Source organism: Pseudomonas sp. F1_0610, from assembly GCF_047470865.1.
In the GTDB taxonomy this organism is placed as follows: Bacteria; Pseudomonadota; Gammaproteobacteria; order Pseudomonadales; family Pseudomonadaceae; genus JAZDRH01.
The window spans coordinates 1-365 of sequence record NZ_JAZDRH010000093.1 but is presented as its reverse complement, the minus strand read 5'-3'; the positions used below and the strand labels follow the sequence as shown (position 1 = coordinate 365).

1 protein-coding gene is annotated in these 365 nt (G+C 50.1%); it reads left to right on the top strand.

All coding sequences use genetic code 11. The features are described 5' to 3' along the window. Positions 1-365 (top strand): hypothetical protein (locus tag VQ643_RS16360; RefSeq protein ID WP_414201588.1); only part of this gene is annotated, 365 nt, incomplete at both ends.

Sequence of the window (365 nt, the reverse complement as noted above, 5' to 3'; positions counted from 1 at the left end):
TTAGCTACGACAGCCAAGAAAAACTGATCAACGCCAAAGACCGTGATAACCGCAGCGTCACCTACCACTGGAACGGCAACCAACTGCGAACAGTGACAGACGTTTTAGGCTTTGATTGGTCGTACCAGTACAACCATGACAGCCAACTCATACAACGCACCGAACCTGATGGCGGCGTCTTTAAAGTTGTATATGACGCCTCAGTACCTGCCGCACAAGTGGCAATGACCAGCGGTAGACTAACCGAAGCCACCAAGCCTGTTACCCTAAGCAGCATCCAACGCGATATCAAACCCGCCCGTGTAGGTCAGTTTGTTGCTAAAACAGGTGCTACCACCTTAATCAACTCACAGTACGACAAAACC